We start from the raw sequence: 22752 nt of genomic DNA on the forward strand, positions 1-22752 counted from the left end.
AGACTGCTGCGGCGGCCTTGCGCCCACGCGCGCTTGCCCGCCTGTTGTTATCGGTCCTTCGACTGTATGACAGGGTGATGCATGGGAAAACCCTGTGAAGAGCAGGGATTTGCCGCTAGTTCTTGTCTTTTATGGGGGCGGGAGTTGTCGCGTGTCGCGTGTGGTTTTTGCTGAGCGGCCTGGGGCAGTGGGCGAGGCAGGTGATGGAATTTTTTTTCTGGATTCGGGTGGTTTTCTTTTTTCTGCCGCGAAAAATCAAAATATCGTGCAAGGAAATACTAATTTTTGTGTTTCGCCCTCTTGTGCGCGGAGGCTTCCTTCAGCAGAATGCGGGAGGGATGAATACGCGAGGGGCGCGTGTTCCCGCGGAAGGACATCATGGACGCCATCGATCGCAAGATTATCGCCATCCTGCAGGACAATGCGGAGACGCCCATCCAGGTCATCGCCGAACAGGTGAACCTGTCGACCACGCCGTGTTGGCGGCGGGTGCAGAAGCTGAAGGAGCAGGGGGTCATACGCAAGCATGTGGCCTTGTGCGATCCGGTGATGCTGAATGTCGGCGTGACCGTGTTCATTTCCGTACGCACCAACCAGCATTCGCAGGCGTGGCTGGACAAGTTCGCCAAGCACGTCAAGGATATCCCCGAGGTGATCGAGTTCTACCGCATGAGCGGGGATGTCGATTATCTGATCCGGGTAGTGGTGCCTGACATTCCCGCGTACGACGCGGTGTACAAAAAGCTGATCCGCATCGCCGATCTGCATGACGTCAGTTCTTCGTTTTCGATGGAGCAGATCAAGTACACGACGGCACTCCCGGTGAATTACGCCGGGTGAGCGTTCCCCGCGAGGGGATGGCCTGGCGCCGCCAGCGAGGGTTTATTTTTTGGGGGGGCAAGCCCCCAAGCCCTCAAACGAGCCAAGCCCTTTTGAAGGGTTGACGGAGCTCCAAAAGAACTCAAGTGCGGACCAGGGGGGGCTTTTTTTGGGGGGGGGTACCCCCCAAAATAAAATAAAAAGTCTTCAGCGGCAGCGACTCTCCGCCAAGGGAAACCGTGGGAAAAATCCCGCGACCCCGCATCCCGAATCGGGAGTCCTCGCGCAAAAGCGCCCCACGCGCACAAGCCTTTTTCTCATGTCGGGACATGAAGACCACCCCCTATCGTAGGCCCATCAAGTATCAGGCCAGATAGCCACCATGTCGGAAGGCGTCCATCCTCTCAACATCGTGTCCGCCCGCACCGCGCCGCTGCGTGACATCCCATCGACACCGCAACCCGACGTCACGGTAAAGCCAGGCCCCGCGGCCCGCGCGAGCACGATCACCCGGGCAGAACGCTTCCAGGCATGGCGAGCGGAAGGCCCGCGCACTTTCGAAGCCTTGCACGACCGCGACGGTGCATTACGCGGGGATGTCGTCACCGCGCTATGGCAACGCATAGAGCAACTACTCCCCGCCGCACCCGAACCCAGCCAGCCGCCGAACGACGGCACCCTGACCGACCTGGACCTGCACGCTCTCTCAGAAAAACTGACCCGCGCCGAAAAGCTCCTGGGCAAGCAGGACAGCGCCGAACGCCGCGCGGTGCAGGCCCTGCGCACACAGGTTCTGGGCGCACGCGCCGATCTGGCCCGCCCCCTGATGCTGGCCACCGCCAGCGCCCAATCAGAGCAGTACGCGCAGGCCGGCACCACGCGCACCTTGCTCCTTGAGAAGGACTTCGCCATCCCGGCCTTGCCCCTGGCCGCACACTTGTCCCCACTGGTCGGCGCCACGTACACCAGTGGCGTAGCCGTTGGCGACGACCTGTGGATAACTGAGAGCGCCGGTGTGGAAGCGCGCCTGGGCATCGTGGCCAGAATCAAGCTGTTCTTCCTGAAGCTGGACCTGGGCCTGATCGGCAGGCATCGCAGGACCAAGGGCCGCCTGTACTTCGACCAGAACCATTTCCTGCGGGCACCAGGCAGCAGCCAATACCGCGCCACGCGGCACGTGGGTCTGCTGCGCGGCTTCAAACGCGCCTTGACGCCGGCGCGTCTGCGCCAGCCCCTTTCCCTGGCCAGGCTGGACAAACTGCGCCTGCGCGCCGACGAGCATTACGACGAGTTCGCACAGGCCGCGGCGATGTTGGGCGTCGTCATCCACCGCTCCCGCGCCGACGTCGCGCACCATCCGCTCGCGGCGACCTATCTGACAGCGCCCGCGGCCGGCCTGCCGTCCAAGACCGTCACGACGAGCGTGAAGATTCAAGGAAGCGCCACCCTGAGTGCAACGGGCGAAGCAGGACTGGCCGGGCTCGTCGGCGCCAATGCGCATGGCACGGCCGAGATTGCCACGCAGCGCATGGCCTTGAGAACCTTCGTGCCGCTATGGGACGCCCTCGACTGCCGTGAAGCGCGGCGGGCCGGCAGCGACGTCACCCTGAAGCGCCTGCGACACCTGCGCGCGGCCGCGCCCCCCTTGGCGCTGGCCGCGCTGTCGGCCGCCGACCTGGCCGGCACGCTGCAGGCCTTGCAGGCCGAACTGGAGCTGTATTGCCACGCGGCCAGAAGCGCGACGCGCAACCGGCACGCGCACGCCTGCGCCCGTTCGATCGAGCAGGCCTGGGGCGTCAACGCCAGGGCCGGCGCCTGCGGCTATCTGCGCGCGCTGGCCATCACCACCGCCTTGCTCGGCCAGCAGGCGCGGGCGACCGGACAGAAACTCCCGGCCGCCTACGACGACCTGACCCGGTGCCTGACCGCGCCGCCGCTACGCCATGACCCGGTGAAGCTGAAGCGCGCGACAGGCATCAAGGACTCCCTGCTGATCGACACCAGGCAACACGAGACGGTCGTCGACGCGCAGGCAGGTCTGAGCACGCCGGCCTGGGGCGTGGGCGTCGCGGCCAGTGGCAAGGTCCGCGGCTCCCGCACCCGCCATTTCAATATGCTGAAGTCGGGCGACTTCATCGACGCGGAAGCCTCGGTCGGTCTGACCGGTTCACTACGTGTCGGCAATGTGGTGGAGCCGATTACGAAGTGGATCAGCGATCAGTTGGGCAGTGGTGTCGACGGCCTGGTGGAGGCTGGTCTGCCCGCCGACCTGGGCAGCTATCTGGGCGAGGGTCTGGACGAGTTGGTGAACGGCATCGTCCCCACCTTGAAAGGGGGCGCCCATCTGGTCGTCGCCATGAAGTATTCCAAGCCGCTCGCGGACGGGGGCGCAAGCGCTGCGGATGCCGCGGCGGCGCGCCACGACCAGAGTGCCACGCCCGCGTTCAACCTGGAGTATCTGCGCGTCCTGTTGCGCGTGGAGGCCCCGATGAGTTCGATGACCTATCCGCTGGCAACCCTCTTGGGAAAGAACGCCATCCGGACCGTGCTGATGCGTCTGGAAAACTGCTACGCCAAGGACGATGACCGGCTGCGGGGCAGACGCGACGCGCTGGCTTATCTACAGTCGCGTTCCGTGCGGCGTGACTTGCCCGCCTTGCTTGCGAACCTGGCGCGCGAAGACAGCGCGGCCACCCGCCAGGTTCGCGCATTCGTGCGCACGGCCCTGGCGCACGCCGATGACGAGTCCGCCGCGGACGATCTGCGTGCCTGTGAGGAAGCTTTTTTCCGCGTCATGCGCGTCTATGCGAAGGCCGCGGCCAGCGTCGTCCAGCCCTTCGCGTTCGAGGTGCCGGCGGGCCATCCCGTGGCCGCCGGTCCGGACCTGCGTGATCCGCGCCTGCATGCCTTGCCAGCCTATGCGGCTGCCGAGCAGGCCCTGCTGGACCTGATCAAGGCCATGATGGAACCGGCCCGGGGGTACCGGGGCAAGCACATCAGCTATGCGACGAGGTTGGGGAACGTGGGCTGACGCCGCGCGACATATCCGAGTCCAGCAGCAGGCGGCCGCGCAGCTTGCCGTTGAGCTGCTTGACGAAGCCGGATGCCTCCTGCATGTGCTCGGCCATCAGGGTGCGCACCTTCTCGGCATCGCGCGCCCGCGCGGCCGCGGTGATGCGCCGGTGGAGCGTGGCATTGGCATCGCCGAAGCGCCGCTGCGTCCGCAGCGGCGTATCGTTCTCAAACACCGTCAACTGGCGCAGCATCTCGTTGATCAGCTGGCAGGTGAAGCGCAGGAAGCTATTGGGATTGGCCTGCGCCAGGATGTCGTGGAAGTTGAGGTCTTCCTTGCGCTGCGCGATGACGTCCGCGGTGTGGCCCGATGCGGGATCGCAGCATTCGATGCTGTGCTCCAGCGCGTCGAAGTCGGCATCGGTCAGGTGCGGCACCGCGCCCGCCGCCAGTTCCGGTTCCAGCAGCTTGCGCACCGTGTAGATGTCGTCGATGCTGACCTCCTTGAAAAACAGGTAGTTCTGCAGCAGCTGGAACGTGCGGTCCAGCGTGACTTCGACGATGCGCCCGCCGCCCGTGGGGCCGGTGCTGATGGTGACCAGACCCTGCACCTCCAGCGACTTCAAGGCCTCGCGCATGGTGCTCTTGCTGACGGCGAACATCTCCTGCAATTCGCTCTCGCGCGGCAGCTTGTCGCCGGGGCTCAGGTCCCGCTCGGTGATCAGGCGCTTGATTTCCTCGGCCACCAGGTCGGCGCGTTTGGGACGGGCCGGCGTTCGGCGCGGCGCTTTCGCGACCCCGGCGGCATCGGCGGCGGCTTTGCTGCTGGCGCGGTGTTGGGCGGCTCGGGCCATGTTCTACTGCTCCCCTTTTCTTGCGCCGGTCACCGGACTGCGCAGCCCAGGGTTTAACCTGATGCGGCTTCGGTTGACGGCCAAATTGACGGTTCTATATTATCAATTCCGTCGTATTTATCATGATAAATAGCGATAAGCACCAACGGTGTGAATTTCGTCCCGTGCGCCGCCGGCTACACCCGCGGCGCGTGCGGGCATCGTCCGCGAGCGTACCGCACTGTACGGTCACGCTCGTTCTTCCATGCAGCACCGCCGCCGCCGATCGCGCTGGCGCCAGCCGAGGGGAATATCTTGAATCGCCGTGAACTGTTGAAAATGGCCGCTTTGGCGGCCGCCGCGCCGGGTGCCCTGTCCATGCGCGCGGCGCTGGCCCAGGCCGCGGGCCAGACCATCCAGTTTGGCTGTCCCGTTCCGATGTCCGGCGCCTTCGCCGCCAACGGCAAGTACGCCGACCTGGGCATGAAGCTGGCCATCGAGCAGTACGGTAAGGCCTTGGATCGCCCCTTGGCGTATACGCTGCTGGATACGGAAGCCAAGCCGGCCACCGCCGTGCGCAAGCTGCAGGAACTGGCGCAGCAGAAGGGCGCGCGCTATTTCGCCGGCGGCATTCTGTCGTCCGAAGCCCTGGCCATGGCCAAGGAGGCGCAGAAGAACAATGCCCTGTTCATCACCACGGCGGGCGCCGACGAAATCACGGGATCGGACTGCAACAGGAACACCTTCCGCTGGTCGGTGCCGACCTTCGGCGCGATCGAGCGCACCGTGCGCCCCTTGATCGAGCAGATGCCCAAGGCCAAGCGCTGGTACACCATCACGCCGCAATACGTGTTCGGCGACGGCCTGTTGAATGCCGCCAAGAACATCTTCAAGGAAAAGGGCATCGAGCACGTCGGCAACAGCTATCACTCCCTGGCCGAAAAAGAGTTCAGCGGTTACCTGACCAATGCCATGGCCGCCAAGCCGGACGTCCTGCTGCTGCTGAACTTCGGCTCGCAGTCTTCGGACGCGCTGCGCCAGGCGGTCAGCTTCGGCATGAAGCAGAACACCACCATCCTGATGGCCTGGGCGTCGGGCCTGGAACAGTTCGAATCGCTGGGCGCCGACCTGTGCGAAGGCGTTTACTTCGGCGCGCAGTATTGGCACGGCATCGATTCGCCCGGCAACAAGGATCTGGTCCAGCGCACGCAGCAGGCCTTCAAGTACAACCCCAACTACAGCCTGGCGGGTTCCTACATCTGCACCAAGATCTTCATCGACGCCATCATCAAGGCAGGTTCGGATGATCCGGCCAAGGTCATTCCCGTGCTGGAAGGCATGAAGTTCACGGGCCTGACCGGCGACGAGGAAATCCGTCCCGAAGACCACCAGGTACTGAAGAACTACTATCTGTTGAAGGGCAAGGCCAAGTCCGCCATGAAGGACAAGGACGACTACGCCGACATCCTCAGCTTCGGCAAATCCTTCCTGCCCGTGGCGCAGACCGGCTGCAAGCTGTGAACGTTTATTTGCTGCAGGTGGTCAACGGGGTCGGCATCGGCATGCTGTACTTCCTGTTGGCCGTCGGCTTGTCCATCATTTTCGGCCTGCTGCGTTTCGTCAACTTCGCGCATGGCGCCTTCTATCTGCTGGGCGCCTATTTCTGCTATCAGGCGGTGGCGTGGGGGTTGAACTTCTGGCTGGCGCTGATCCTGGTGCCGCTGGTGACGGCGGTGCTGGCCTGGGTGGCCGAGCGTACCCTGCTGCGCCGGGTGTACGACCAGCCGCATGAGTTCCACATCCTCATCACCGTGGGCCTGGCGCTGGTGTTGCAGGAAGCGGTCATCCTGATCTGGGGGCCGCTGGGCGACAATGTCGCCACGCCGGCCGCCCTGCAGGGCGTGGTGATGTGGGGCGGTTTCATCTATCCCAAGTACCGGCTGTTTGTCATCGCCTTCACCGCGGTGTTCGCGCTGCTGCTGTGGTGGCTGCTGGAAGGCACGCGGCTGGGCAGCGCGGTGCGCGCGGGCAGCGAGTCGGCCGAGATGGTGTCCCTGCTGGGCATCAACATCTTCCGCGTGTTCGGCCTGGTATTCGCGCTGGGCGCCGGTACCGCGGCGCTGGCGGGCGCGCTGGCCGCACCCATACGCGGGGTCGATCCCTTCATGGGGCTGGAAGCGCTGGGCGTCGCCTTCGTCATCGTGGTGGTGGGCGGCATGGGAAGCTTTGCCGGCGCGCTGGTGGGCGGGCTCTTGATCGGCATCGTGCAGAGCGTGATGAGTTCGCTGTGGCCGGAAGGCGCGCGCCTGATGATCTACGTGGCGATGGCGGCGGTGCTGCTGCTGCGCCCGCATGGCCTGCTGGGGAGGGGATGATGAGCGGATCCGATCGCGCGACCCTGTCCGCCGCCACGCCGCGGCGTGGTGGATTCTTCGCCTGCCTGGGTGCCCGCATTGGCGCGCACGTGGGCTGGTGGCTGTCGCTGGCAGTGGTCCTGATCCTGCCCCTGACGCTGAATTCAGGCACCCTGGCCACCGAGGTCCTGGTCTATGCGCTGGCGGTGCTGGGCTGCAATCTGCTGCTGGGCTATACCGGCCTGCTGTCCTTCGGCCAGGGCATATTCTTCGGCATCGGCAGCTATACCCTGGGCATCCTGATGACCCGCGCCGGTCTGGGCCTGCCACTGTCGGTGCTGCTGGCCCTGGTGGTGGGCGCGTTGACGGCGGCGCTGGTGGGCTGGTTCGCCATCCGGCAACGTGGCACTTATTTCGTCATGCTGACCCTGGCTTTTGCACAGCTGTTCTACTTCCTGGCCTACAGCCTGCCCGACTGGACGGGCGGCGATAACGGTCTGCTCAACATCCCGCGGCCGCCGCTGACCTTCTTCGGCAAGACCCTGGCGTCGCTGGACAATCCCTGGCATTTCTACTGCGTGGTGGCGGTCTGCTTCCTGGTGGTGTTCTGGCTGCTGCAGCGGGTGACGGCATCGGTGTTCGGCCGCACCCTGGTGGCGATCCGCGAAAACGAAACCCGGGCCCGCGCCGTCGGTTACGACACCCGCCGCTTCAAGCTGGCCGCCTTCGCGCTGTCGGGCGCGGTCACCGGCCTGGCGGGGGCGCTGCATGCCTTGATGACCGGCATCGCGCCACTGTCCAATATCGAATACCACACCAGCGAGATGATCCTGGTGATGACGGTCATCGGGGGCACCGGCAATCTGTTCGCGTCGGTGCTGGGCGCGGCGTTCTATGTGTTGATGTCCGATTGGCTGTCGACGTTGTGGCCGCGCTGGCTGTTGCTGCTGGGTCTGCTGCTGATCGCAGTCAGCCTGTTCATGCACAAAGGGCTGTGGGGGCTGCTGCTGCGCGGCTGGTCGGCGGTGCGCGGCACGCGTGCCGGGGGTTCGGCGCAGGACGACGCGGCGGAGGAGGGGCGATGAGCGTGCATGATTCCGTCACCCCGCTGCTGGACGCGCGCGGCGTGGTCAAGCGCTACGGCAAGTTCACCGCGCTGGGCGGTGTCGATTTACGCGTGCGCGCGGGCACCGTGCATTCCGTCATCGGCCCCAACGGCGCCGGCAAGACCACGCTGTTCCACACGCTGACGGGCACCGTGCCCATCACCGCCGGCACCATCCAGTTCGCCGGCCATGACGTCACGCATGAACCGGACAACGTGCGCGTGCGGCGCGGCATCGCCCGGTCTTTCCAGGTGACCAGCCTGTTCGCCAATCTCGACGTGCGGGAAAACCTGCGCCTGGCCGCGCAAGGCGCCCATGCCGCCGGGGCTTTCGACATGTGGCGCGCGCCTGGGCGGCATCGCGACATCGCCGAGCTGGCCGACTCCATCCTCGAACGCCTGGGGCTGACCGCCCGCGCGGGCACGGCAGCGGGGGCCTTGTCGCATGGCCAGCAGCGCCGCCTGGAAGTGGGCATGGCACTGGCCGCGCGGCCGCGCGCCATCTTCCTGGACGAGCCCACGTCCGGCATGGGCGTGGATGACCTGGATGGCATGAAGGCGCTGATCCGCGGCCTGGCGGCAGACCACACCGTGCTGCTGATCGAACACAATATGAACATCGTCATGGACATCTCCGATACGGTGACGGTGATGCAGCAGGGCCGCGTGCTGGTGGAAGGCACGCCGGCGGCCATCCGTGACGATGAGCGTGTGCGGGCGGCGTACCTGGGCAATATGATTACCGGCGGCCGCGCATGAGCACCCGTGCCAAACTGGAATTGCGCGACGTCCATACCTACTATGGCAAGAGCCATATCCTGCAAGGCGTGTCCTTGCGGGTGGACGAAGGCGAACTGGTCACCTTGCTGGGGCGCAACGGCGCGGGCAAGTCGACCACGCTGCGCACCATCGCGGGGGCGCTGGCGCCCGCGCGCGGCGACATCGTCTTCGATGGCACGGCGACTGGCGGCCAGCCGGCGCACAAGGTGGCGGCCCGCGGCCTGTGCCTGGTGCCGGAAAACCGGGGCATCTTCCGCTTGCTGACGGTGGAAGAGAACCTGTTGCTGGGCGCGCGCAAGCGGTCGCCGTGGCAGCTGGCCGACATCTACCGCATCTTCCCGCGCCTGAAAGAGCGGCGCCGCAACGGCGGGGCCCAGCTGTCGGGCGGCGAGCAGCAGATGCTGGCCATCGGCCGGGCCTTGATGAACCATCCCCGCCTGCTGATGCTGGACGAGCCCGTCGAGGGCCTGGCGCCGGTCATCGTCGAGGAAATCGTCGCCCAGCTCAAGCTGATCCGGCAGGAGGGCGTTCCCATCCTGCTGGTGGAACAGAACCTGGAGGTCTGCACGCAACTTGCCGACCGCCATTACATCATCGAACAGGGCGCCATCGTTTACGAGGGCGATAATGCGGCCTTCGCGGCCGATGCGAGCATCAAGGACCGTTATCTTGGGGTGGGCGTATGACGTCCACCCGCCAGGCATAGCCGTCGTTTCATTCTTTATCTGGAAGGCACACCATGGAAACCTCTATTCCCGACACCAAATCCTTGCGCGTGAATGGCTCGCGCTTGTGGGAATCGCTGATGACGCTGGCGCGCATCGGCGCCACGGACAAGGGCGGCGTGCGCCGCCTGGCCTTGACCGACCTCGATCGCCAGGGCCGCGACCTGGTCGCCGGCTGGGCCCGTGAACTGGGCTGCAGCGTGCGCGTGGACGCCATCGGCAATATGTTCATGCGCCGCGCCGGCCGCCGCGACGAGCTGCCGCCCGTGATGGCGGGCAGCCATATCGACACGCAACCCACCGGCGGCAAATTCGACGGCAACTACGGCGTGCTGGCGGGCATCGAGGTCTTGCGCACCCTGCACGATCACGGCATCCAGACCGACGCCCCTTTGGAAGTGGCGGTGTGGACCAATGAGGAAGGCTCGCGCTTCGTGCCGGTGATGATGGGCTCCGGCGTGTACGCGGGCGCGTTCACCCTGGACCACGCTTTGGACGCGGTCGACCGCGATGGCGTCAGCGTGCGTGCAGCGTTGAAGGACATCGGCTATGCCGGCGCCGACGCGGTGGGCGGTACGGCCGTGGGCGCGTATTTCGAGGCGCACATCGAACAAGGGCCGGTGCTGGAAGCCGCCGATATCGTCATCGGCCTGGTGCAGGGCGCCCTGGGCCAACGCTGGTACGACCTGACCATCACCGGCATGGAGGCGCATGCGGGCCCCACGCCCATGGCCTTGCGCCATGACGCCTTGCTGGCGGCGGCCGACGTCGTCAAGCTGGTCAACCAGATCGCCCTGGACCATGCGCCGCACGCGCGCGGCACGGTGGGCTGCCTGGACACCTATCCGAATTCCCGTAACGTCATTCCCGGCCAGGTGAAGATGACGGTGGACCTGCGCGCCGCCGACGACGCCACCCTGGATCGCATGGCCGCGGCCTTGCGTGCCGGCATCGCCGCCGTGCCCGGCGGGGTGACCATGGACCTGCGCGAGGTGGTCTATTTCCCGCCGCAGGCCTTCGCCCCCGAATTGATCGGCATGCTGGGCGAGGGCGCGCGCGCCCTGGGCCTGTCGGCCATGGACGTGGTCAGCGGCGCCGGCCACGATGCCGTGTACCTGGCCCGCGTGGCGCCCACCGCCATGATCTTCGTGCCTTGCAAGGACGGCATCAGCCACAACGAAATCGAGGATGCCAAGCCCGATCACCTGGAAGCCGGCTGCAATGTGCTGCTGCAAGCCATGCTGAGCAAGGCGGGTGTGGCGCAGGCGCAGGGAGCCCTTGCATGAAAGTCCTGATCGCGCGCATGAACCACGAGACCAATACGTTCTCGCCGGTGCCGACGCCGCTGGCGTCCTTCGGCCGCAACGGGCCCCTCTACGACGAAGACGCCCTGCGCGACAACGACGGCGGCCGTACCGCCATGTCGGCCTTCATCGACCTGGCGCGCGATCGCGGGGCGCGCATGGTCACGCCCTTGTCGGCATGGGCCAATCCCAGCGGCCCGGTGCACGCCGACGCGTATGACGCGATGTGCGAGCGCATCCTGGCGGCCGTGCCCGGCTGCGAGGCCATCTTCCTGGACCTGCATGGCGCCATGGTCGCGCAGAACAGCGACGACGGCGAAGGCGACCTGCTCGCGCGCGTGCGCAAGGCCGCGCCCGGCGTGCCGCTGGCGGTGGCGCTGGACCTGCACGGCAACGTGACGCCGTCCATCATCGACAATGCCGACGTCATCGTCAGCTTCAAGACCTATCCGCATGTGGACATGTACGAGACCGGCGAGCACGCCGGCCGGCTGCTGTGGCGCATGATAGAGGGCGATTTCCGCCCGGTGATGGCCTGGCGCCGGCTGCCGTTGATGACGCACACGCTGCGTTCGGCCACCGACACGGGCGCCATGCTGGCGGCGGTGACGGCTGCCAAGGCCGCCGAGGCGGCTTCCGACGGCGTGGTGGCAGCGTCGGTGCTGGCGGGTTTCGGCCTGGCCGATATCGCCAAGCCCTGCATCAGCGTGATCGTGGTGGCGGATGGCGATCACGCCCTGGCCGACCGTACCGCGGCGCGCCTGGCCGGGGACATCTGGAATGACCGCGACGGCTTCGTCTACCGCAGCGCGCCGATGGCCGATTCCCTGCGCGACGCCGCCGCGCTGGCGCAGGGCGCGGACAAGCCGATACTGCTGCTGGACCACGGTGACAACTGCAATTCCGGCGGTACGTGCGACACCACGGCGGTGCTGGAAGCCGCCCTGGCGGCCGGCATGGAAGGCATACTGACCGGACCGCTGTGCGATCCCGAAGCGGTGGCGGCCATGACCGCCGCCGGTGTCGGCGCGCAGGTCACGCTGTCCCTGGGCAACAAGCGGCCGCTGGACAATATCGGCATCCATGCCCAGCCCATGCAGGCCAGCGGCATCGTGCGCGCCATTACCGACGGCGAGTACATCATCACGGGCCCGGCCTATACCGGCATGCGTGTCGGCATGGGCCGTTGCGCGGTGCTCGATATGGGCGCGGCGGTGGTGGTCGTGTCCGAGCTGCCGCACGAGCCCTGGGACCTGGGCGTGTTCGAAAGCGTCGGCCAGGACCCGCGCCGCGCCCGTTTCCTGCTGCTGAAGTCGCGCATGTATTGCCGGCCGGTGTTCGTCCCCATCTCCGCGGGGCTGGTGGAAGTCGACAGCCCGGGGGTGACCACGTCGGACTATTCGATCTTCCCCTACGCGAAGCGCGCGCGGCCCCTGTTCCCGATGGAAGAGACCCAGTTCGACGCGCAGGCGCCCGCGGTGTGAGGGCGCCGCGGCCGCCATCGCGGCCGCGGCCCAGGTGGCTGTCAGGTTTGACAGGGTCGCCGTTGCGGGAGTACACCGTTACCCGCCCCTCATGCCCGGCCGTGCAACGCGGCCGGCGCCGATTGCCCTTCCACCGAGCTGCACTTTCATGCCCGCGCCGCGCCTGTCGTTTTCTTTGCAACAACCCCTACCCATAGGACAAGGTCTGCCCGCCGCGGACCGGCGCCGCGCCGCGCTGGCGGTGATGCTGGGCGTATGCATGGCCAGTCTCGACACGGCCATCGCCAACACCGCGCTGCCGGCCATGGCGCGCGACCTGGGGGTGAGCGAGGCGGACTCCATCTGGGTCATCAGCGCCTATCAGCTGGCCATGGTCGCGGCGCTGCTGCCGCTTGCGTCGCTGGGTGAGATCATCGGCTACCGGCGCGTGATGGTGGCCGGCATGGCGCTGTTCACGGTGGCTTCGCTGGCCTGCGGCCTGTCGCCTACGCTGCCCTGGCTGGTGGGGGCGCGCATCGCGCAAGGCTTGGGCGGCGCGGGGCTGATGGCCGTGAACATCGCCATGCTGCGCTATATCTATTCGGACCGCATGCTGGGGGCAGGCGTCGGCCTCAATTCCCTGGTGGTGGGCTTTTCCTTCGCCGCCGGCCCTACGGTGGCGTCCCTGATCCTGACCGTTGCCAGCTGGCATTGGCTGTTCCTGATCAACGTGCCCGTGGGCATGGTGGCCTTGCGGCTGTGCTTGCGCTCCCTGCCCGCCAGCGCCGGCAGCGGCCACCGCTTCGATGGCGTGGCGGCGGTCTTCGCCGCGGGTTTCCTGGCCTTGCTGGTCTTCGCCTTGAACGAGGGCGCGCACGTGGCGCCGCCTCGCATGATCGCGATCAGCGCGGTGGCCGCGTTGGTCTGCCTGCTGGTGTTGTTGCGCCGGCAGGCCGGCCATCCGGCACCCCTGCTGGCGGTGGATCTGCTCAAGCGCCCGATGTTCGCGCTGTCGGCCGCGACGTCGGTGTGCACCTTCGCCACGCAGTCGCTGGCCTTCGTGTCTCTGCCCTTCCTGCTGCAAAGCGCGCTGGGCTACTCGCAGGTGCAGACCGGCTTCCTGATCACGCCCTGGCCCGTGCTGGTGGCGGCCCTGGGTCCCGTGGCCGGCCGTCTGTCGGACCGCTACTCGGCCGGGATGCTGGCGGGTGTCGGCCTGGCGGTGCTGGCCCTGGGCATGGTGACGCTGGCCTTGATGCCGGCTGACGCCGGTGTCTTCGATATCTGCTGGCGCATGGCCCTGTGCGGCGCCGGTTTCGGCTTCTTCCAGTCGCCCAATGTGCGCGCGCTGATGACGTCGGCCCCGCCGGCCCGAAGCGGCGGAGCATCGGGCATGGTCGGCACCGTGCGCCTGCTGGGGCAGTCCACGGGCGCCGCGCTGGTCGCGGCCTGCTTCCATGCGTCCACCGCGCAAGGGGCTCTGCTGGCGCTGTGGCTGGGCGCGGCCTTCGCGGCACTGGCCAGCGCCGCCAGCTTCATGCGCCTGCGCTTCAACTGACCTGTGTCTTCAAGAAGGCCTGGTGCCAGCCGGTGATGTCGCGCGCCGGCAGCGGCCGGCCATAGTAGTAGCCCTGCGCGAACTGCACCCCTTGGGCGCGCAGGAAGTCGGATTGCTCCGGGGTCTCCACGCCCTCGGCGACCATGGTCAGGTCCAGCTTGCGCGCCAGGCCGATGATGGTCTCCAGCACGACCGCCGACACCGCGTCGCTGCCGACGCTGTTGACGAAAGCGCGGTCGATCTTCAGATAATCGGCCTCCAGCTGTTCGATATAGGCCAGTGAACTGTGTCCCGTGCCGAAGTCGTCGATGGCCCACTGCACACCCCGTTCGCGCAGGCGCCGCATATTGGCGCGCACCACGTCGGAGTCCGGCAGCGCCGCGCGTTCGGTGACTTCCAGCACCAGCGTGAGCGGGCCGCCGTGGGCTTCCAGCTTGCGTAGCAGGGCTTCGACATCGTCGACGAAATCGGGCTTGCTCATATGCTGCGCGCAGACGTTGATCCCCAGGTGGGCATGCGGCGGCAAACCCAGCGCGGGCAGGTCGGCGGCGGCCAGGCTGAAGATGTGGCGGGTCAGCTCGACGATCGTGCCAGTCTCTTCCGCGATGGGGATGAACAGGTCGGGGCGGATCGGCCCGACCGACGGATGGTTCCAGCGCAGCAGCGCCTCGACCCCTGAAAACGTCCCGGTGCGCAGGTCCACCAGCGGCTGGTAGACCAGATGGAATTCGCCATTGCGGATGCCCTTGCGCATGTCGGTGGCCAGGGTCATGCGGCGCTCGAAATAACGGCGCGTCAGATAGCCGCAGATCACGCAGGCCAGCACCAGGAAGGCCATGTACTTGTGCCAGATGTCGCGGCGGAAGGAGTCGATCTGATGCTTGAGGACGGTGGCGCGCACCTCCACCGAATAATGGTCCGACGTGGCGACCTGGGTTTCATCGCTGATGGGGTGAGCGGGCCGTTCGCGTTCGCCGGCATCCAGCAGGGGCATGCGGCGCTTGCCCAGCAGAATCTCGATGTCGTACAGGCCTTCGCGCGCGGCGGCCGTCTTGAGGTCGTACAGGTATTGCGCGTCGACGAAGGCGACGGCGCCTTCGCCGGGGCCGCGGCCGTAGGACACCTGGACCGCGGGCCGGTCGGGCACCAGCAGGGTGCCGGGGACCGGCGTGATGGTCAGGCCGGCGTTGATCTCGCCTTCGGGTGTGATGGCGTACAGGGGCGTGGTGACGTCCGGGTAGACCGACCAGCAATAGGTCTGGTTGTCCCGCACCAGCATCAGCGAACGGAAGTAGGGCCGCAGCGTGCCCATGCGGGTGAGCGCGCTTTTGACTTCGTTGCAAGGGCGGCCAAGGCTGGTGGTGGCGAGGGTGCGGGTAGCATCCTCGGCGTGCATCAGGATGTTCTCGATCTGGTTGCGCACGACGGTGGCCGTGATGTCGGCTTCGCCGGCGGCCTGATGGCGCGCCTCGGTGGTGATGAGGGGAAGGATGAGAAGGATGGGCGCCAGGGTGCCCAATAGCGTCAACGCCGCGCCCCATATCTTGCGCTTGAACAATCTGCTTTCAGGCACTCGGGCTTCTCGATAGAAGGGTTGGGTGAGAGGGGGCGGCGCGACCGGACCGGACCGGACCACCGGACGCCGGCGGTCCGGCGGGACGCCCGCTATGTCAACAGAATTAAATTACGGTGTAAATAAGACAAATCCTAGCCGGGGCGTCGCGGCCTTCGGCGCTATTGCCCGGCGCGTGGCGTTGAGCGGGACAGGCGCCATGCCATGACACCGAGCAGGCCGACGGCTGCGATCAGGACGATCCACAGGACATAACGGCGCTTCGAATCGCCAGCGTCGGGGTTGGCGATAACGCTGGCCGGCATCGGCGCCAGTTCCCGGCCGATCCGCATCGCGGCGGGCGCGCCGGCGTTGGCCGGCATCAACTCCGCCAGCGATACCGCGGCGGGACCCCACGCGGGATCGCCAACCGCAAGAACGAAAGGCCCCGACCCGCGCGCGACGAACGTCACTACCGTGGACCGCCAGCCAAGCGCCACCGTGGGCCGCCCACTCCCCAAACCGCCCCCGCGCGTATCCACCAACAACCGCCATTGACGGTCTGTATCGACGCGGCCGGCTGAGGTGTGGCCGGCAGAAGCGCCGGCATAGTCGTAGCCCGCTGCGGTCCCCACCGCCCACGGCGGATTGCGCTGTTCGTCGGCCGTCGCCGAAGCCGGCTGCAGCCGCAGCAACTGCCCCTCGGCCACCAGACGCCAGGGCGCCTGGGCATCGGGCCGCGAGTACAGCTGGCCGCGCGCCACCGTATTGGTCTGCGGCAGATCGAACTGCACACGGTCCACGGGATACGCGCCGCCAGTATCGAAAAGATATTCGCCCGCCGCCGCGCCGTTGCGCGTTTCAATCCCGCTCCGCCATGCCCGCGTGGGCGGCGTCGTGTCGACAGCTGCGAATTCGCCTTCGACGCCAGCCAGGATGGGAGCACCGTCAGGCCAGCGCAGGCGTACATAGCGGCTGCGCAAGCCGTCCAGCTCCACGCGCTCCTGCACCAGCGTGGCGCCGCCGTTGACGGCCTTCAGCAGCGGCGCCTGGATCACGGGTGTCCAGTCGCGCAAATCGCCGCTGGTGGAAACCTCGACGCGGCCTTGCCACGCGCTGTCCTGCAGATGGATCAACAGGGCGGACAGCGGCGCGCCGTCCGCGCCCAGGTCGATGACGTCGCCGCCGCGGGTGGCCGGTGCCGGTGGCCGGGCCGCCGCGCGCAATCCGCCATCGGGGCCTATCGTCACGTTGAGCGCCTGGTCGGCGGCCGTGTCCGCGGGGTTCGCTGCACCCGCCCCCGTGGCCGGCAGCGCGAACCAGCGCAGGGCTTTCACGGTAGCGGCCTGCGCCGGCGGGACGGCACTGTCGAAGGTATAAGGCACCGGCTCGCCGGCGCTGTTCAGGATGCGCAGATCGCTCAGGTCACCGCGGTGGCTGGCGGCGTAGACGGCGTCATTCAAGGTCACCTGGTAATACGGCGCGCTGGCCAGCTGCTCCAGCGCATAGCGTTGCACCAGTTGCGCGGCGCCGGCGGAGCTGGCCGTGGCGAGCGCGGCGCAGAGGCTTGCAGCGCCCAGCAGCGCTGCGGGCCACGCGCGTCCTGGCCCAGCCGGGCTCCTCGGCCCAGCCTGGCCGCCGGAGCACGAACTCTGCGCTAATGACGACGACATCATGATGCGGTCTCCGTCGCCTCGGCCTTGCGCGGAGGCAGCGGCGAGAAATAACCGATCAGGAGCAGCAGCAGGCCGATGCCGATGAAGGCGACGATGCGCGAGATCCCTGACAGGTAAGAGAGGTCGAAGAGGAACAGCTTGACCACGGTGATGGCCAGCAGCCCCGCGCCGGTGAACCACAAAGGCCGGCTGCCGCGGCGAGTGGCGACGATCATGGTGGCCAGCGCGCAGACCGTCCAGAACACCGACACCGCGGCCTGCACCAGGGTCGAGGCGCTGAGGGCATCCAGGTCATAGGCCACGCCGGTCCAGTGATGCAGCGTACGCAGCAGCATGGCATTGAGCCACACGAACGCCGTCAGCGCGGCCAGCGCGCGCGGCAGCGGGGCGCCCTGGCTGTAGGGCCGGCCGGCGGGCCGCAAGCCCAGGGCATCCAGCCGCCTGACCCAGACGACACCGGCCAGCGCCGCCAGCACGATAGCCACGTCCAGGGGATTCAGCAGCGGCAGGTAATACAGCGGCGCGGCGCTGCCGTCGCTGAACACGCTGAGCAGGCTCCAGGCCCACAGCAGCAAGGCCAGCGGCGTGGCGCCCCAGACCAGGTAAGCATGGGCATGCCGGCGCACCGGCCAGCTCAGGCGCGCGGCCGGACCCGCGACCAGCAATAGCATCATGCCGTAGCCATAGGCCCAGGCGCTCCATTGCCAAGTCCCTTCCGGTACCCAGTCGCCCAGGCGGACATAGCCTTCCACCGTCAACAAGGCGCAGAGGGTCCAGAACGACAAGGTATGCAACGCGCCCAGCAGGCGCGGCGCGAAGTCATCGCGTTCGCGATAGAGCAGCAGCCATGACAGCACCAGCCCGACCGGCAGCGCCACCACGTCGGACAGCGGCGCGCCCACCAGGCTTGCCACCGCGCCGATCAGGGCCAGGGCGGGCGGCAGGGCGACGCCGGGCCAGCGCGCCAGGGGCCAGTCCAGGCCGCGGCGCAGCGCGTGCGCCAGCCATGCCGTCAACAGTACGAACAGCACGTCGGCATCCAGGGCGTAGTTCCAGTGGGTGATCACGTCGGCCAGGGACGAGCGGTAGGCGAAATACCGGTAGATCTCGTAGAAGCCGCCTGCGGTCCACCACAGCATGCCCCACAGCGCCATGGCCACGCCGATGGCGGGCAGCTCGCGACGCCAGGCCGCTGCGGCGGGCCTGCCGTTCAACTGCCAGGCGCTGAACAGGGCCGCGAGGGCGATCAGGACCTTGCCGATGTAGGCGCCGTTAAGCACGGGCAATAGCGCGGCCGCGGCACTGCCTTGTAGCGATGCCGGATTCCAGAAAGGACCGTAGCCCGGCAGATACGCCTGCGCCCCGAGGAACACGAAGCCCGCGGCGATCTGCAACAGCAGCGCGAAGCCCAGGGCCAGCAGGCGGCGCTGGCGCACGCTGATCCACACGATGGCGGCCCCTTCGACGGCCCACACGGCGCTGGTCGTGGGGCCGGTGAAAGCCAGCGGCACGGCCAGCGTGGCGAAGAGGACGGCCAATGCCAGCATGGCCTGGAACAGCAGCGCCAGACGCGCATGGCCACGGCGCAGCCACGCGGCCAGCAGCAGGTAGAAAGCGGCGAGCGCCAACGCGCTGTAGGCCAGCGCGAATTCCTTGCCCTGCACCAGGGCGGCCTGCAGCAGGATGGTCACCAGCGGCGTGCCGAAGACCAGCGTGCCGTCGACGTAGTGCAGCAGGCCCAGCTCGCGGCGCAGCGCGTAGAGCAGGGCGATGCCCACGTACATCAGGAAGAACAGGATCAGGAACGGTTCGGTGCTGGCGAACAGCGCGGGCTGATACGCCGAGGCCCCCCAGGCCGCGCCGATGCCGAAGGTGAAGACGAAGCCCAGCAGGTTGAGCGAACGCCATGCCTTGAACCATGCCACCGCCAGGATGCCGGCGTTCAGCAGGGCGTAGTAGCTGAACAGCATGACATGGCTGCCGCCGCCGGTGGACAGCAGCACGGGGGCCAGGAAACCGCCGGCGCTGCCCATGAAGGCGAGCGTGGGTGCGTTTTGCTTGACGGCCAGCAGGGCACTGAGCACGCAGATGACGATCATCAGGGGCAGGGACGCGCCGGCCGGCAGCAGGGCATAGAGCCGTGTCGCGGCGAAGACCGTCAAGTACAGGACGCCGATGCCGCCGCCCTGCAACACCAGCCCATAAGCATGGCTGCGCTCGCGCAGGCGCCAGCCGATGGCCAGCAGGACGATGGCGGCGACGGCCACGCCGGCCAGGCGGAACTCGATCGGGAACAGGTCGTTGTCGGCGGCGTACTTGAGCAGGAAGGCAATGCCGAAGAACAGCACCACCATGCCGACCCGCACAACCGTATTGCCGCCCAGCAACCACCCGCGTATGCCCGCCACGGCCCGTTCGAACGGGTCGGGACCGCGGGGCGCGTGCGGGCGGGGCGCGGGTGCCGCGCCGTGCGTTGTCGTGCTCGTCGCGACGGTCGCCGGCATGGCCGCTGGCGTTGCAGTGGCCATGCCGCTGGCCGCACTGGCCGCGGCGGCGGCAGCCGCATCGATGCGCGTATCGCGCTCGGCCGCGTTGGCGCTGGCTGCCGCGGGGAAAACCTCCGCATCGACACTGGTCGGCGGCGTTGCAAAAATCTCGGCATCAGCAGCTTGCGCCTGTTCAGGCACGGCTTCCACAGCCGCCGGCGTCCGCGTCCGCAACTGCGCCAGTTCGTCCCGCAACAAGGCCACTTCACGTTCCAGACGCAGCACGCGATCGGGCAAGGGCAGGCTGGACGTGTGCTGGCCATAGCCCGCGGCGGCGGCCTGGCCGGTGACGGCTTTGCGCCGGATTGCCTGGGGCAGGAAGAAACCCACTATCGCGCCGAACAGCGCGACCTCCATGATCGGCAGGTCATAGCTCAGGCCGAAGCCCGCGCCGAAAAGAAAACCCAGTACCGCCAGCAACCACCTCATGACTCTTCTCTCAGGTGACGGCCACGGGTGCACCGTGACGGCCTAATTTGTTATCGACGATCCCGCGCCAGGTAACAGGACACACACCGCGCTCGGGTCATGCCAACGCCACTTCCCACATATGTAGCGGATGTGACAGTAGCACGCCGCCGGGTAGCGCCCGCACGGACCCCGACCGCCTCGCGAGCCGCGCCATGACTGGTTCCTCGCTATGGTTACCGAACCGCTCCGTTGGTAACTTGGCATATCAATAGCAAGCGTATTGCAAACCGGGCATGGTGATTGCATGGAGCCGCGGCAAGAGGAGAACCATCTTGCCCCCGTCCGCAGCCCCCGATTCCGCAGCCAGTTTGCGCGCCTTGATACGACAGGCCGGGGACCCGCCTTTGCCCGGCTCGGGCCGCACCCTGGAGCGCTGGCGCATCCTCGCAGACGTGGCAGCGCGCGACGTGGCCGCGATCAAACTGTACGAAGGGCACACGGATGCCCTGGCCATCTTGGCGGAACTGGATCCCGATGGACGAGTAGAACGGCTGGCCCGCGCGCAGATCGATGACACCCCGGTCTGGGGCGTGTGGGCGGCGCAACCTCCCAATGCACGCGTCGACGGCGTCGCCGGCAAGGAAGGCGTGACGCTGACTGGACGCAAGGCCTGGTGCTCCGGCGCGGCCTGGGTGACGCACGCGCTGGTGACCTATTTCAACGAAGCGGGTGATGCCGCGCTGGCCGCCGTCCATCTGGGCGGCGCCGGTGCGCGGGTGACGAACGAGGGCTGGCACGCAGTCGGCATGGCCGCCACGGGCAGCGTCGATGTGTGCTTCGACGCGACCCCGGCCTGGCCGGTCGGTGCCGCGGGCGCTTACGTCGCCCGGCCCGGCTTCTGGCATGGCGGCGCCGGCATCGCGGCCTGTTGGTATGGCGCCGCGCTGCCCGTATTGCACGCGCTTGCCGCCGCGCAGGCACGCCGTGGCGAACCGCATGCGCTGGCGCATCTGGGCCGCGCCGACGTCGCCATGCAACAGACGGCCGCCTTGCTGCGGGAAGCGGCGCACGCCATCGATGCCGATCCGCTAGGCGATGCGCAGGTCTTGGCCCTGCGCGTACGCGCGGCCGCGGAAGCGGCGGCCCTGGGCGTGCTCGACGCGGCCGGCAAGGCGCTGGGGCCCGCGCCCTTCTGCCGCGATGCCGCGCTGGCACGGCGCTATGCGGACCTTCCGGTATTCCTCCGTCAAAGCCACGCCGAACGCGATCTCGCGCAGTTGGGGCAGGGCGTCGCGCAGGTTTCGCTGGCGGAGGACCCATGGCGGCTGTAGACACCTCCTATTTCGAGCGGCTCTATGCCGAAGCGGACGACCCCTGGGGCGTCTCCAGGCATTGGTACGAAGCGCGCAAGCGCGCCATGTTGCTCGCCAGCCTGCCCAGCGCGCGCTTCGGCCGGGTCTTCGAACCCGGCTGCGCCAGCGGCGTGCTGACGCAAGCCCTGGCGCAGCGGGCCGACCATGTCCATGCCACCGACCTCAGCGCGCAGGCCGTGGCGGCGGCGCGGCGGCACCTGGCCGCGGCGGGCATCGACAACGTCACCGTGGCGCGCGCGGCGCTGCCGGAGGACTGGCCCGCCGTGGCGGACACGCCTTTCGACCTCATCGTGTTGAGCGAGCTTGGCTACTACTTCGATCTGGCGGCGTGGGAACGCGTGGCGGCACGCGCCGCGGCCAGCCTGGCGCCCTGCGGCGCCATCGTCGCCTGCCATTGGCTGCATCCGTTCGCGCAACGCCGCCTTGATACCTATGTCGTGCACGGCGCCATCGCAAGGCAGGCCGGGCTCTTCCCTTTGGTAGATCATGCGGAGCACGATTTCCTGCTGCAGGTGTGGAGCCGCGAGCCGCGTTCGCTGGCGAGCAGGGAGGGCCTGGCATGATAGGCATCGTGGTTCCCGCGCATGACGAAGAGGCCTGTCTGCCGGCCTGTCTGGACGCCTTGTTGCAAGCCGCCCGCCACGCTGCCTTGCAGGGCGAGGACGTGCGCATCGTGGTGGTGCTGGATGCCTGCAGTGACGGGTCGGCGGGCGTCGTCATGGCCCGGCCCGTGACAGGCTTGTGCGTCGATGCCCGCAATGTGGGTGTGGCGCGCTGCCTTGGTGCCGCGCATCTGCTGGCCGCCGGCGCGCGCTGGCTGGCGTTCACCGATGCCGATTCGGTGGTCGACGAGCGCTGGCTGGCCGATCAACTTTCCCTGCAATGCGATGCCGTGTGCGGCTGCGTGACCGTCGACGACTGGTCGGAGCACACCGACACCGTGCGCCAGCGGTATCAGGCCCATTACCAGCACCGCGATGATCATCGCCATGTGCACGGAGCCAATCTGGGTGTCAGTTCGCAGGCCTATACGGCGGCCGGCGGCTTCAGGGGACTGGCGCTGGGGGAAGATGTGGCCCTGGTGGATGCCTTGCTGGCCAACGGCGTCGCGGTGAAGTGGAGCGCCTTGCCGCGCGTGGTCACCAGCGCCCGCAAGATCGCGCGGGCCCGCGGCGGTTTCGCCGACTTCGTGGTGGGCCTGGCCGGCGAGAACGACGGCGTCGGCGCCGCCGCGTGAGCCC

At 67.6% G+C, this 22752-nt stretch carries 17 protein-coding genes; 13 read left to right on the forward strand and 4 right to left on the reverse strand.

Annotation, left to right across the window (positions count from 1 at the left end; genetic code table 11):
* The first annotated feature begins 378 nt into the window (after positions 1-378).
* Positions 379-840: an Lrp/AsnC family transcriptional regulator gene (locus ASB57_RS27950; RefSeq protein WP_057656506.1), complete on the forward strand. Its 462-nt coding sequence runs from the start codon at positions 379-381 to the stop codon at positions 838-840.
* A gap of 361 nt (positions 841-1201) precedes the next feature.
* Positions 1202-3850: a hypothetical protein gene (locus ASB57_RS27955; protein ID WP_057655142.1), complete on the forward strand. Its 2649-nt coding sequence runs from the start codon at positions 1202-1204 to the stop codon at positions 3848-3850.
* On the opposite strand, the gene ASB57_RS27960 is transcribed toward ASB57_RS27955, so the two are convergent.
* Positions 3816-4685 carry a FadR/GntR family transcriptional regulator gene (locus ASB57_RS27960; protein WP_057655143.1) on the reverse strand — a complete coding sequence of 290 codons (870 nt, stop codon included), beginning with the start codon at positions 4683-4685 and terminating at the stop codon, positions 3816-3818. The two genes, ASB57_RS27955 and ASB57_RS27960, sit on opposite strands and share 35 nt — an antisense overlap.
* A gap of 294 nt (positions 4686-4979) precedes the next feature.
* On the opposite strand from ASB57_RS27960, the gene ASB57_RS27965 reads away from it, so the two are divergent.
* The 8 genes from ASB57_RS27965 (at position 4980) to ASB57_RS28000 (ending at position 13953) form a co-directional block, all read left to right on the forward strand.
* Positions 4980-6185: an ABC transporter substrate-binding protein gene (locus tag ASB57_RS27965; protein ID WP_057655146.1), complete on the forward strand. Its 1206-nt coding sequence runs from the start codon at positions 4980-4982 to the stop codon at positions 6183-6185.
* The gene (locus ASB57_RS27970; protein ID WP_057655148.1) at positions 6182-7039 is read left to right on the forward strand and encodes a branched-chain amino acid ABC transporter permease; all 858 of its coding nucleotides are present in this window, start codon (positions 6182-6184) and stop codon (positions 7037-7039) included. The genes ASB57_RS27965 and ASB57_RS27970 overlap by 4 nt, the downstream gene beginning before the upstream one ends.
* On the forward strand, positions 7039-8103 hold the full coding sequence (locus tag ASB57_RS27975) for a branched-chain amino acid ABC transporter permease (RefSeq protein ID WP_082621890.1): 1065 nt from the start codon (positions 7039-7041) through the stop codon (positions 8101-8103). The genes ASB57_RS27970 and ASB57_RS27975 overlap by 1 nt, the downstream gene beginning before the upstream one ends.
* Positions 8100-8882 (forward strand): ABC transporter ATP-binding protein, encoded by a 783-nt coding sequence (locus ASB57_RS27980; RefSeq protein ID WP_057655150.1) that lies wholly within the window; start codon positions 8100-8102, stop codon positions 8880-8882. Before ASB57_RS27975 ends, ASB57_RS27980 begins: the two co-directional genes overlap by 4 nt.
* The gene (locus ASB57_RS27985; protein WP_057655153.1) at positions 8879-9589 is read left to right on the forward strand and encodes an ABC transporter ATP-binding protein; all 711 of its coding nucleotides are present in this window, start codon (positions 8879-8881) and stop codon (positions 9587-9589) included. The genes ASB57_RS27980 and ASB57_RS27985 overlap by 4 nt, the downstream gene beginning before the upstream one ends.
* A gap of 53 nt (positions 9590-9642) precedes the next feature.
* Entirely contained in the window at positions 9643-10914 is a 1272-nt protein-coding gene (locus tag ASB57_RS27990) for a Zn-dependent hydrolase (RefSeq protein ID WP_057655154.1), read from the forward strand.
* Entirely contained in the window at positions 10911-12416 is a 1506-nt protein-coding gene (locus ASB57_RS27995) for a M81 family metallopeptidase (protein WP_057655156.1), read from the forward strand. Before ASB57_RS27990 ends, ASB57_RS27995 begins: the two co-directional genes overlap by 4 nt.
* Positions 12417-12564: 148 nt before the next feature.
* Entirely contained in the window at positions 12565-13953 is a 1389-nt protein-coding gene (locus ASB57_RS28000) for an MFS transporter (RefSeq protein WP_057655158.1), read from the forward strand.
* On the opposite strand, the gene ASB57_RS28005 is transcribed toward ASB57_RS28000, so the two are convergent.
* The 3 genes from ASB57_RS28005 to ASB57_RS28015 form a co-directional block, all read right to left on the reverse strand.
* A complete protein-coding gene (locus ASB57_RS28005) occupies positions 13946-15526 on the reverse strand; it encodes an EAL domain-containing protein (RefSeq protein WP_156414293.1) in 1581 nt (526 codons plus the stop codon). The genes ASB57_RS28000 and ASB57_RS28005 overlap by 8 nt on opposite strands.
* 161 nt (positions 15527-15687) lie before the next feature.
* Complete coding sequence (locus tag ASB57_RS28010; protein WP_231755274.1) at positions 15688-17181, reverse strand: DUF3999 domain-containing protein; 1494 nt, start codon at positions 17179-17181, stop codon at positions 15688-15690.
* Complete coding sequence (locus tag ASB57_RS28015; protein ID WP_057655162.1) at positions 17178-20156, reverse strand: DUF2339 domain-containing protein; 2979 nt, start codon at positions 20154-20156, stop codon at positions 17178-17180. Before ASB57_RS28015 ends, ASB57_RS28010 begins: the two co-directional genes overlap by 4 nt.
* Positions 20157-20470: 314 nt before the next feature.
* Here ASB57_RS28015 and ASB57_RS28020 point away from each other — a divergent pair, with 314 nt between their 5' ends.
* From ASB57_RS28020 to ASB57_RS28030, 3 genes are read left to right on the forward strand one after another with little or no spacing between them, the layout of a single operon-like run.
* Entirely contained in the window at positions 20471-21469 is a 999-nt protein-coding gene (locus tag ASB57_RS28020; RefSeq protein ID WP_197424863.1) for an acyl-CoA dehydrogenase, read from the forward strand.
* Positions 21457-22074 carry a class I SAM-dependent methyltransferase gene (locus tag ASB57_RS28025; protein WP_057655166.1) on the forward strand — a complete coding sequence of 206 codons (618 nt, stop codon included), beginning with the start codon at positions 21457-21459 and terminating at the stop codon, positions 22072-22074. The genes ASB57_RS28020 and ASB57_RS28025 overlap by 13 nt, the downstream gene beginning before the upstream one ends.
* Entirely contained in the window at positions 22071-22748 is a 678-nt protein-coding gene (locus tag ASB57_RS28030) for a glycosyltransferase family 2 protein (protein ID WP_057655168.1), read from the forward strand. Before ASB57_RS28025 ends, ASB57_RS28030 begins: the two co-directional genes overlap by 4 nt.
* Positions 22749-22752: the final 4 nt, after the last annotated feature.

This window comes from Bordetella sp. N (assembly GCF_001433395.1).
Lineage (GTDB): Bacteria > Pseudomonadota > Gammaproteobacteria > Burkholderiales > Burkholderiaceae_B > Bordetella_C.

Bases quoted from the DNA above. Each gene is read 5' to 3' on its own strand.
- ASB57_RS27950 (WP_057656506.1), top strand. From the start codon at position 379: ATGGACGCCATCGATCGCAAGATTATCGCCATCCTGCAGGACAATGCG.
- ASB57_RS27955 (WP_057655142.1), top strand. From the start codon at position 1,202: ATGTCGGAAGGCGTCCATCCTCTCAACATCGTGTCCGCCCGCACCGCG.
- ASB57_RS27960 (WP_057655143.1), bottom strand. From the start codon at position 4,685: ATGGCCCGAGCCGCCCAACACCGCGCCAGCAGCAAAGCCGCCGCCGAT.
- ASB57_RS27975 (WP_082621890.1), top strand. From the start codon at position 7,039: ATGAGCGGATCCGATCGCGCGACCCTGTCCGCCGCCACGCCGCGGCGT.
- ASB57_RS27980 (WP_057655150.1), top strand. From the start codon at position 8,100: ATGAGCGTGCATGATTCCGTCACCCCGCTGCTGGACGCGCGCGGCGTG.
- ASB57_RS27985 (WP_057655153.1), top strand. From the start codon at position 8,879: ATGAGCACCCGTGCCAAACTGGAATTGCGCGACGTCCATACCTACTAT.
- ASB57_RS27990 (WP_057655154.1), top strand. From the start codon at position 9,643: ATGGAAACCTCTATTCCCGACACCAAATCCTTGCGCGTGAATGGCTCG.
- ASB57_RS27995 (WP_057655156.1), top strand. From the start codon at position 10,911: ATGAAAGTCCTGATCGCGCGCATGAACCACGAGACCAATACGTTCTCG.
- ASB57_RS28000 (WP_057655158.1), top strand. From the start codon at position 12,565: ATGCCCGCGCCGCGCCTGTCGTTTTCTTTGCAACAACCCCTACCCATA.
- ASB57_RS28010 (WP_231755274.1), bottom strand. From the start codon at position 17,181: ATGATGTCGTCGTCATTAGCGCAGAGTTCGTGCTCCGGCGGCCAGGCT.
- ASB57_RS28015 (WP_057655162.1), bottom strand. From the start codon at position 20,156: ATGAGGTGGTTGCTGGCGGTACTGGGTTTTCTTTTCGGCGCGGGCTTC.
- ASB57_RS28025 (WP_057655166.1), top strand. From the start codon at position 21,457: ATGGCGGCTGTAGACACCTCCTATTTCGAGCGGCTCTATGCCGAAGCG.
- ASB57_RS28030 (WP_057655168.1), top strand. From the start codon at position 22,071: ATGATAGGCATCGTGGTTCCCGCGCATGACGAAGAGGCCTGTCTGCCG.